At 69.3% G+C, this 8,526-nt stretch carries 15 protein-coding genes; all 15 read right to left on the bottom strand.

What is annotated here, in order from left to right; genetic code table 11:
* Positions 1 to 1,050, bottom strand: a complete 1,050-nt coding sequence (locus CF165_RS09135; protein WP_093946988.1) for a hypothetical protein — start codon at positions 1,048 to 1,050, stop codon at positions 1 to 3.
* Positions 1,051 to 1,140: 90 nt separating this feature from the next.
* Positions 1,141 to 1,920, bottom strand: a complete 780-nt coding sequence (locus CF165_RS09140) for a hypothetical protein (protein WP_093946989.1) — start codon at positions 1,918 to 1,920, stop codon at positions 1,141 to 1,143.
* Complete coding sequence (locus CF165_RS09145) at positions 1,917 to 2,300, bottom strand: hypothetical protein (RefSeq protein WP_093946990.1); 384 nt, start codon at positions 2,298 to 2,300, stop codon at positions 1,917 to 1,919. The genes CF165_RS09140 and CF165_RS09145 overlap by 4 nt, the downstream gene beginning before the upstream one ends.
* Positions 2,297 to 2,689, bottom strand: coding sequence for a C2H2-type zinc finger protein (locus tag CF165_RS09150; protein ID WP_093946991.1), 393 nt, complete (start codon positions 2,687 to 2,689; stop codon positions 2,297 to 2,299). Before CF165_RS09150 ends, CF165_RS09145 begins: the two co-directional genes overlap by 4 nt.
* On the bottom strand, positions 2,686 to 2,862 hold the full coding sequence (locus CF165_RS51125; RefSeq protein WP_158226755.1) for a hypothetical protein: 177 nt from the start codon (positions 2,860 to 2,862) through the stop codon (positions 2,686 to 2,688). Before CF165_RS51125 ends, CF165_RS09150 begins: the two co-directional genes overlap by 4 nt.
* On the bottom strand, positions 2,862 to 3,218 hold the full coding sequence (locus CF165_RS09155) for a hypothetical protein (protein WP_093946992.1): 357 nt from the start codon (positions 3,216 to 3,218) through the stop codon (positions 2,862 to 2,864). The genes CF165_RS51125 and CF165_RS09155 overlap by 1 nt, the downstream gene beginning before the upstream one ends.
* Before the next feature lie 53 nt (positions 3,219 to 3,271).
* The gene (locus CF165_RS09160) at positions 3,272 to 3,487 is read right to left on the bottom strand and encodes a hypothetical protein (protein WP_143268510.1); all 216 of its coding nucleotides are present in this window, start codon (positions 3,485 to 3,487) and stop codon (positions 3,272 to 3,274) included.
* A gap of 96 nt (positions 3,488 to 3,583) precedes the next feature.
* Positions 3,584 to 3,829 carry a hypothetical protein gene (locus CF165_RS09165; RefSeq protein WP_093946994.1) on the bottom strand — a complete coding sequence of 82 codons (246 nt, stop codon included), beginning with the start codon at positions 3,827 to 3,829 and terminating at the stop codon, positions 3,584 to 3,586.
* Complete coding sequence (locus CF165_RS09170) at positions 3,826 to 4,077, bottom strand: helix-turn-helix domain-containing protein (RefSeq protein WP_143268512.1); 252 nt, start codon at positions 4,075 to 4,077, stop codon at positions 3,826 to 3,828. The genes CF165_RS09165 and CF165_RS09170 overlap by 4 nt, the downstream gene beginning before the upstream one ends.
* Positions 4,078 to 4,538: 461 nt before the next feature.
* Positions 4,539 to 5,126: a hypothetical protein gene (locus tag CF165_RS09175; RefSeq protein WP_093946996.1), complete on the bottom strand. Its 588-nt coding sequence runs from the start codon at positions 5,124 to 5,126 to the stop codon at positions 4,539 to 4,541.
* Positions 5,110 to 5,619, bottom strand: a complete 510-nt coding sequence (locus CF165_RS09180; RefSeq protein WP_093946997.1) for a hypothetical protein — start codon at positions 5,617 to 5,619, stop codon at positions 5,110 to 5,112. Before CF165_RS09180 ends, CF165_RS09175 begins: the two co-directional genes overlap by 17 nt.
* On the bottom strand, positions 5,616 to 5,987 hold the full coding sequence (locus CF165_RS09185) for a DUF8317 domain-containing protein (RefSeq protein ID WP_093946998.1): 372 nt from the start codon (positions 5,985 to 5,987) through the stop codon (positions 5,616 to 5,618). Before CF165_RS09185 ends, CF165_RS09180 begins: the two co-directional genes overlap by 4 nt.
* Positions 5,984 to 6,379 carry a hypothetical protein gene (locus CF165_RS09190; RefSeq protein ID WP_143268514.1) on the bottom strand — a complete coding sequence of 132 codons (396 nt, stop codon included), beginning with the start codon at positions 6,377 to 6,379 and terminating at the stop codon, positions 5,984 to 5,986. The genes CF165_RS09185 and CF165_RS09190 overlap by 4 nt, the downstream gene beginning before the upstream one ends.
* On the bottom strand, positions 6,376 to 6,765 hold the full coding sequence (locus CF165_RS09195) for a hypothetical protein (RefSeq protein WP_158226756.1): 390 nt from the start codon (positions 6,763 to 6,765) through the stop codon (positions 6,376 to 6,378). Before CF165_RS09195 ends, CF165_RS09190 begins: the two co-directional genes overlap by 4 nt.
* Before the next feature lie 342 nt (positions 6,766 to 7,107).
* Positions 7,108 to 8,289 (bottom strand): AfsR/SARP family transcriptional regulator, encoded by a 1,182-nt coding sequence (locus CF165_RS09200; RefSeq protein WP_240521512.1) that lies wholly within the window; start codon positions 8,287 to 8,289, stop codon positions 7,108 to 7,110.
* Positions 8,290 to 8,526: the final 237 nt, after the last annotated feature.

An 8,526-nucleotide genomic window follows, 5' to 3' on the forward strand; every position in this document is an offset into this window, starting at 1 on the left:
TCAGGACCCCAGTTCGCCAAGAACCGCGTCCAGCGTCTGCTTGGGGTCCTCGCTGTCGATAACCCGGGACAGGATGTCGATCGCCTGTGATGCCTCCAGTTTCGTCAGGTCGTTGGATGAGGTGAGCGTTCGCTGGACGAGCAGGCTCACGGTCGAGAGCTTGGCGCCGCGGTCGGTGACCTCCAGGTCGCCGAGCTGGGCGTGCAGCTTGTCGAGCTGGTCACGGGTGACCGGCTCGGCGGGGTCGGTCGTGGCGGGCTCGTCGTCGGTGGGTTCGTCGTCGTGGTCGGCGTCGCCGGGCAGCGGGGGCGGCGGGGCGGCAGGTCCGGGTTCGGCTGGCGCATCCGCCGGCGGCGGCTCGGCCGTGGTGACCTCGGCCTTGGGAGCGGCTTTTTTCGGCCCTGTACGGCGCTGTGCGGTGCGTTTCGGCGCCGGGGCCGCCTCCGGCGCGGCCGGGGCCGCAGGGGCGGTGTGGGCGGCCGTGGGGGTGTCCGGGGTTTCGCCGTCTTCCAGCTCGTCGACGGTCATGGCGATGCCGCCGACGACGTCGGCGAACTTGCGGCGGCACAGCCGGGTGGTGGCGCGCGCGTACAGCTTGTCCTCGGGGTAGCCGCCGAGGTCGATGCGTGCCCGCTTGGCCTGGTCTGCGGTGAACGCCACGCGGGTCCAGGTCTCCTCGTCGCGGCGGCGGCCCTCGAGGACGGCGCGGGTCTCGGTGACCTCGACGTCGCGGATGTGGTGCCCGGCAGCAAGGACCATCGCGCGCATGATCTCGGCGCTCTTGCCCGGCTTGCCCTTCACCACGTGGATGTGCTGAAGGCTGGTCATGGGGCCGAGGCCCATCTCCCGGCCCGTGAGGATGGCGGCGGTGACGGCGGCCGGGTTGCCCCGCATCCCTTCCGGCACGAACGGGGTGTCGGCGATCTGGATGGCCAAACGGGACACGTCGCGCACGACGAGAACCCACTGGTCCAGCGTGGTGGGTGCCGTGACTTCCTGCGGTGGCCGGGAAACCTGGTTGGGCGGGTCGTAGCGCTGAAGTTCGGTCATCTGGTCCTCGGTCTGCTCAAGTGCGCAGCGACCGGCAGGACGATGGGCTTCTGCGTGGTGCGCGAGGGTCTTCAGTAAGAGGGCGGCCGGTCACCCGGCCAGCGGCAGCGGGGGCGGGACGATCACCTCCCCGACGTAGTCGCGGGAATTCGCGCAGGCGCGGGCGATCTGCTGGATATAGCGGAATTCGCGAAGCTGCTGCGGTCCCGCTTCCATCGGGTACAGGTCGGCGCCGTCGGCGCGCACGTGAATGACGGCGCAGCCGTCGACTTCGATCATGGGCTGCTCGTCGCCCGCCTCGTCGAGGTAGGCGTCGGCGTAGCGGTACCCGGCCAGCTGCCAGGCCGTCTCGCCGAACACCCCGGACCGCGACGTCTTGATATCGCAGAGCAATCGCCTGCCCAGTGAGGGGAAATCGGCGACCAGGTCACAGGTTCCCGCCCAGCCGTAGGCGTGCGAGACCACGACGAACTCGACCAGCACAGGTTCGAGCCGGAACCGGTCGAGCAGGTCCACATAGGCTTCGACGTGCCCGGCCAGCGCGTCGGGAACCTCCACTTCTTCCCCGCCCACGAGCCGTTCGGCGAGCCCGTGGACCTCGGTTCCGCGCCGGGCGGCGGCGTCGCGGTCGGCGAAGCGCGCCCCGTTCAGCTCCTTGAGGCGTGCCGAAGTCGGCAGCTCGGATAGCTCGTCCCAGTGGTCGATCGCGTATTCCGCGGTCGTCCGCGCCGCCCAGTTCATCAGGGCGGGCTTCGGCACGCCCTCGGACAGGATCGTCGTGACGCCGGGGACTTTCACGCCGTGGGCGTCGACGTAGGAGTGGCCCTTGCCGTGGTTCTTCCGCCGGATCGGCGGGGTGTAGTCGCTCACCAGGGGTCGTCCACATCGCTGTCGAACTCGGGGCCGGGTTGCGGCCACAGCTCCGCCGGGTCCTGGTTGTCCTCTTCGTCCTGCTGGTCGAGGGGCAGTTCGACGTTCCCGGTTCGGCGGCCGTAGTGCTCGCGCAGGAGCCGGTGCAGGGTCGCGGCGTCCGGGGACGAGGCCGGGCACGGCTCGATGGCGAGAAATTCGGCCGTGGCCAAGGCCGCACCGGTCCGGGTGTTGGTGCGGATCTCCCTGGCCCGCAGCAGGACCACGGCGGCGTGCACATCGCCGGGTTGCTCGACGAGAGCCGAGGCGATCGCGGGCAGTCCGTTGCGGTCGCCAGCAGGCAGGGAGGCGGACAGCTTCACCGCAGGTTCGTCGGTCATTCGGCCACCCCTAGGGCGTTGCGGAGCTGCTTGAGCCGCTTTTCCGCCGTCAGGGCGCGCGTCTTCCAGGCGTCCCGGTCCTCGGTGACGGCCGTGAGCGTGTCCAGCCGGCCCATGAGTTCGGCCAGCGGCAGGTCCAGCGAGTTGCTGGCGGTCGTTCGGGTGCCCTTGCGCGGACGTCCGGTGTGCTTGCCCAGGTGCGGGCGGATCGAGTTGGGATTCGAGCTGGTGTAGTCGCAGTGCTGACAGCCGTAGACCACGGACCCGTTCGCGAGGGTGAGCACGCGGGTCTGTGGCTGGTAGACCGTGTTCCCGCCGTTGTCGCGGAACGGGGCTTGGCGGGGCTCGTCGGACACGACCGCGATGCCGTTGACCTCGGTGGCCGTCATCGGCGGGTGTCCTGTTCGGCTCGGCGGACCGGTTCCCGCTCTACCCAGATGACCACGCCAAGCAGGACGTCGATGCCGACCGTGGTCCAGCTCCACCAGTCGTGGGCGATGGTGACGTCGAGCAGGAACAGGCGGAATAGCAGGAGTGCGGCGACGATGCGCAGGCTGAGCATCAGGTGGTCCTTCGCTTGCGGGGGAACTTCAGGTGCGGGCGGCTGCGGGTGACCTGGTACTGCGTCCACAGGTCGGGGTGGTCGCGGCGGAGCCGCGGAATGTCGATGCCAGGGCGTTGCTCGATCTCGCGCACGACTGCCGGCAGACCGTTGAGGGTGCCGACATCGGCGTCACCGAGCAGGATGAGGAGCTCGGTTTCGATGCGGTCCAGCTCGGCTCGTGCCCGTCCTGCGGCCGAGCTGGCACGGCGCCACTTCTGCAGGAGGTCGGCGTGCGGGTCGAGGGCGACGTGGCGCGCATCGTCCGGGGCCGATGACCGCGGTTGAGGTTCGCGGTTGGGCTCGTCGGGGTTCACTGTTTTCTCCGAACACGGCGCGGGAGTAAGGGAGGCCAGTGGGTACTGGGGGCCTACCCGGCGGGGCCGGGCTCCTGCGGGTCGCCGGGATCCCCGGCGGGCTCGTCGCCGTGGGGACGCCGGTGTCGGGCCGTTCGCCCGGTCGGGACCTTGCCGACCAGGGCGCGCCAGGCCAGTTCCAGGCCGTGGGCGGCGCGCCACACCAGCCACAGCGGCGCCTCGACCAGCACGGCGCGCACGGTCCGGGCGTGCGAAGGGCGATCAGCCATAGTGGATTGCCTTTCGAAAGAAGAGGTGGAGTGGTGCGCCCGCCCGCCGGAGCGGGGGCGTCCGGACGCGGGCGGGCGCACCTGCGCGGTCGTGCGTCAGACCGCGCGTTCCGCTCGCCGGAGACGCGGACGACCGGCGCGGGTCCGCGTTCTCGGGGTTCCGGCGAGCGGCGGCTTCGGCAACGGCCGGATCACGGCCGTCATGCGGGTGATCGCGTTGTCGCTGAGGGGCGGAGCGGCAGCCAGCGCGGCTTCGATACACGCCAGGTGCTCGGCGGTCGGCCGGATCCCGTGCTCGGCGAGATACCGCTCCGTCCACTCGCGATCCAGGACGGCGCTCACGCGGCGTCCACCTCGTCGCGTGCGTAGGGGCCGACAAGGTCGAGGTCGGTGAACACGAACAGGCTGCCCCGGGGGACCCCCAGCGCGTCCTCGATCCCCGCAGCCGTGTCTACGCGGACCGTCGTCCGCTTGCCCTGCATCAAGAGGTTGATCGCGGTCGGGCTGATCCCGATCTGACCGGCCAGCCATCGCTGGCTGCCCGCTGCCTGGACCCGCTCGGCCAACGCCGGCAGGTCGCGTACACGCACGGAGACCGTCATGCGGAGTGGCCCTTCATCTCACTCGTGGCGCAGCGGTCGGCAGGGGTGGGCGTCTGCGTGGTGCGCGTGGATCACGTTCATCGGGGGGACTGCGAAGCCACCGTAATCACGGTGATCGCGTTTCGTCAACCTGTCGCAACAATGTGACAGCTGTCCACTTTAGGTTAACGCCCCGCGAGGGATCGAAAGGTATCACACGTCCGAGTTACTTCCTAACCAAGGTGCCTCGTATCAGTGATCAACATGGCCTTACACCTGCGGTTACAGGGTGCCTTACATTTAAGGCACCCTGTCCCGCGTGCTTTATAAAGGCAAACTGTTAAAACAGGGAAACAGTGAAACCGTGAAACAGCGAAGCGCCTTCTCGCCGTGTTCGAAGACGGCGAGAAGGCGCTTCAGGAACTTCGCTGAGTCGGGCTATAAACTATGCAATTCGAATGCGCAAGCCACTACCGACGCCGGGACACCAGCCGCCACGCCACCCTCGCCATGTCGAGCACCGGCAGGGCGGCGAACCTCGCCCTGAACTCGGGCTTCGCCTTGGCCGCGGTCGAGTCGTAGACGGTGAGGATCGCGTTCGCGGTCTGTGGGTCGATCGGTACGCCGTCGACTTTGCGAGCCACAAACTTGTCCCTGACCTCCCGCAGGATCTCGAAGCGGTCCGCGCCCGGCTCGGCCTCCGGCAGGCTGTCGGCGAAGTCGGCCATGTCCGCGTAGGACTGCCAGTCCTCCGTGCCCTGGCACGCCTCGCACGTGACCGCACGCGGATCGTCCGTCAGTTCCGGAGTGGCCGCCCTGCTCGCGCACGCGGCGCTACCCGGACTCACCGGCGAGCCGAAATGGACGACGCCCGTCGCAGCGAGGTAGGCGTCGCGCCACCCATCCTGGAACCGGCCCATGATCGCGGCCGCACCGGTGCCGACCGGCATGTCCGCGATCGCGTCCATGACGACCTCGCTGAGCGCAGGAGCGTTCGGCAATCCCGCCCGATACGCCTGGCGGCCCGCCTCGACCACAGGATCAAGCTCCTCGGTCATCGGGGGTCACCTCCGACCGCCGGACTTCCAGCACCCGGTCACGCCTGACGGGATGCGGCCACGGGAACCCCGCGTTCACGGCCACGGTGACCCGGTTGACCTTGAGCAGCCGGAACCAGCCGTCGTCCGTGCGCACTGCGGTCGCGGCCTTCAACTCCTCCTCCGTGTAGGGCACTGGCGGAGACTCGCGCAGTCTTTCCACCCTTGTCAGGAGCATCCGGTGCCGTCGCTCAGCGTCCTGGTACGCCTTGTACGCCTCGATGTCCAAGTCGAACTTGGCGTCTGCGCGCTTGGCCTGCGTGGGTGTCGTGCGCCGACGAATGCCGGACACAATGGCCGGATCGGTCTCCGCCTCTGAGCGAGGCGCGGTGCGCCCCTCGAACTTCACCTTCAGCCGGTCGCGTACCTCTTCGGCCGCCTTCAACTCGGCCTCCGTGATGGCCAGCACCTCCGCGTAGTTGTCGACCGTGACGTTGCTGTGGAGGGTTGTCATCGCGGCTGCTGCCTCCGCTCCGTCTTGTCGTGCAGCGGAATCGGCAGCTCGTGACCGAAGTACGACAGCCACTCGTCGAACGAGCCCCTGTGGACGATGTAGGCGCCGCTGGCCATGAACCCGTACCGGTCGGGCGGGCACTTGTCGGCCGGGTAGGCGACCGTGAACCTGCCCGCGATCTCCCGCACGGCCACGAGCGGCGCGTCTGACAGGACGGGATGGAGACCCGGAACCCCGTCGCCCACGACGTAGACGACCTGCACGTTGAGGTCGCCGCTGATCATGTTGTTCGGGTTGGGACGCAGGTTGTGCGAACTCCGCAGGATCTGCGCACGCATCCCGTACAGGGCGGGCTTCTCGCTGGTCACTGCACCTCCGCCCGAATCGCCCTGTCCACGGCGTCGACGACCAGCATCTGCCAGTCCGTATCCGTGAACACGACATCGAGGTCGGCGTACCCCACGTCGGCGAGCGGTTCGTGATGCCGCCAGACGATCCCGCCGGCCTCCGCCTTCCCCAGACTTCGGCGGCCGTCGAAGACCTCGGCCACCACGACGATGAACGAGAGCCGCTTGCGCAAGAACTCGTCGTGGTCGTGGGCCGAGTAGGTCCCGGGATCGAAGCTGAGCGGGGTCACGCTCCCGTCGATCCGGTCCGGTCGCCTCGTGACCGTCAAGCCCGAAGGGACGGTGATCTCCCACGCCTCCAGTTGCTCGGCCGTGACGACCTTCTCGCCGAACTGCACTTCTCCGTCCCTCATGACTGGCCCTCCTGCCTCGGCGTCGGCAGTTCGTCGGCCTCGTCCAGTGGGCACACGTCGAAGTGCGTGATCCAATGCCCTTTGGCGATGAACTGCGCCGCACGCAGGCTGCCGTCCCTCACCGCCGTGTCGCGGTCGGTGGCGTCCACGATGGCCACCAGCCTCACGTTCGGGTCTTCCATCGTGAGTTCAACGCGGTACGGGTGCTTCGGTTCGTTCGCGCTAACAACGAGCTTCGCCGCGCGCGCCTTGCCGAGGACCGTCTGCGGACCGCCGTCCATGACGATGTGTGCGCGTTCCGCGTCGCGGTCGTGGCCCCCTTCCGCGCCGCCGTCTACTGCTCCTGGTTCTGGGCGCGCTTGAGCCACATGATCGGTTCGAACCACGTTTGGTGCCTTTCCGCTCTGTCCGGGTCAATGCCAGGGAACCCCCTGGCTGGGCACCATTGACCCTACCTGGAAAGTAGCAAAAACCGCTTCTACCAGCGCAAACGAGGTACTTTGACGATCAAGGTCCGAGAATTCCTATCCGAAGTGGATAGGGCGGCAGCCGATGGATCACCAGCCCTGCCGGCCGATTCCGACGGTCGTCCTGTCGGGTGGTGCGAGCTGCGTGCCGGGCGATGCAACGTGACGATGACGGCGTGAGCGACGAGGTAGTGCGTGAGGTCGGGGTCCAGCGGGTCCATGCGGCTGGTGGTGTGTGCTGGCAGTGCAACGGCCCGGCGGTCAGCGGCGAGAAGCTGCCCGGTCGGCGCCACCGGGTGCGGCTGCTGTGCGAGCGCCACGATCGTCTCGTGTTCGGCGGACATGTCGAGGTTCGGAAGCTCTAAATTGTGTCGTTGACGTGCAGAAACCGCACCTTTCACCCAAACGGGTGAAAGTGTGTGGTTTTCCGGGTGTGGGCTTGCCGATGCCGGCCATCCCGTCGATCGCCTCGATCACGACGGCCGTCGGCGCGGTGTGCGCGACGCTGTCCCGGGCCGACAGCAGCCGGGAGAGCTCGGGTTCGCGGCCGGCGAAGTCGGCGATGTCACCGGGGAGGTCATTGCGGACCGCGGCGGCGGGCCGGGTGGTGACCGGCGGGGCCGGCGGGGCCGGGGCGGCCGGGAACAGGCGGGGATCGTTGTCGAGGATCCGGCGGTGGATGCCGGCCAGGCGGGGCGAGGGGTCCAGCCCGAACCGGTCGACGAGCACTGCCCGGGCTCGCGTGAACGTGTCCAGCGCGTCCGCCTGGCGGCCCGCTCGGTACAGGGCCGTCATCAGCTGGCCCCACAGCCGCTCGTGGCCGGGGTGCCGGTCGCTCAGCGCCGTCAGTTCGCCGATCAGGTCTTCGCCGGCGCCAGTGGCTAGGTCGGCGTCGATGCGGTCTTCCAGGGCGCCGAGCCGCAACGCCCGCAGCCGCCGGGTTTCGGCCAGCAACGCCGCCGTGCCGGCGAAGTCCTCGTAGGCGTCACCGCGCCACAGCGCCAGCGCGCGTGACAGCCGGTCCGACGCCGTCACCGGGTCTGCCGCCAGGGCGGCCCGCCCGGCGGTCACCAGCCGTTCGAACTCGCGGGCGTCGAGCAGTGCGGGTTCCAGCCGCAGGGCGTAGCCGGCCGCGCGGGTCTCGATCGGGTCGGCCCCGGCGAGGGCGGCGGCGACCGGCGCCAGCGAGCGGCGCAGGCGCGACATGTAGGTCCGCACGGTCCGGGGCGTGCCGGGCGTGGCGTCGACGTTCCACAACGCACCCGCCATGGTGTCCACCCCGGTGACCCGGCCGGCGTTCGCGATGAGCAGCGCGAGCAGCGTGCGGATGCGGGGACCGCCCAGCTCGAGCGGCCGGCCGTGCACCAGCACCTCGAACGGGCCGAGCACGCGGAATTCCGGTCGTTCCTGCCCCTGGGCCGTTTCGCTCGCCGGGTCGTCCATCCCCACCATGTTCAGGAGGGCCGGTCCGCGGTGTGGATACGGGTCCGTTCGGCCCAATCCCGGTGTTCGGTGCGCAAGGCGGTCTCGCGCCCGGCTTCGTCCCACTGGCCACATTGGACAGTGTGGCGGCGGACGCCGGCGGCGCCGGTCTGTCCACAATGGAATTCCGGGGCATGTCGCAGTCGGTCGCAACCGGTCCTCATCGGCCTTGGCCAGCCCAAACGCCCGAGGGTGTGC

The sequence above is a fragment of the Amycolatopsis vastitatis genome (assembly GCF_002234595.1).
Taxonomy (GTDB): Bacteria; Actinomycetota; Actinomycetes; order Mycobacteriales; family Pseudonocardiaceae; genus Amycolatopsis; species Amycolatopsis vastitatis.

Excerpts from the sequence above, each read along its gene's own strand:
- CF165_RS09150 (WP_093946991.1), bottom strand. The coding sequence starts at position 2,689 with ATGACGGCCACCGAGGTCAACGGCATCGCGGTCGTGTCCGACGAGCCC.
- CF165_RS09160 (WP_143268510.1), bottom strand. The coding sequence starts at position 3,487 with ATGGCTGATCGCCCTTCGCACGCCCGGACCGTGCGCGCCGTGCTGGTC.
- CF165_RS09190 (WP_143268514.1), bottom strand. The coding sequence starts at position 6,379 with ATGAGGGACGGAGAAGTGCAGTTCGGCGAGAAGGTCGTCACGGCCGAG.
- CF165_RS09135 (WP_093946988.1), bottom strand. The coding sequence starts at position 1,050 with ATGACCGAACTTCAGCGCTACGACCCGCCCAACCAGGTTTCCCGGCCA.
- CF165_RS51125 (WP_158226755.1), bottom strand. The coding sequence starts at position 2,862 with ATGCTCAGCCTGCGCATCGTCGCCGCACTCCTGCTATTCCGCCTGTTC.
- CF165_RS09180 (WP_093946997.1), bottom strand. The coding sequence starts at position 5,619 with ATGACAACCCTCCACAGCAACGTCACGGTCGACAACTACGCGGAGGTG.
- CF165_RS09145 (WP_093946990.1), bottom strand. The coding sequence starts at position 2,300 with ATGACCGACGAACCTGCGGTGAAGCTGTCCGCCTCCCTGCCTGCTGGC.
- CF165_RS09200 (WP_240521512.1), bottom strand. The coding sequence starts at position 8,289 with ATGGACGACCCGGCGAGCGAAACGGCCCAGGGGCAGGAACGACCGGAA.
- CF165_RS09175 (WP_093946996.1), bottom strand. The coding sequence starts at position 5,126 with ATGACCGAGGAGCTTGATCCTGTGGTCGAGGCGGGCCGCCAGGCGTAT.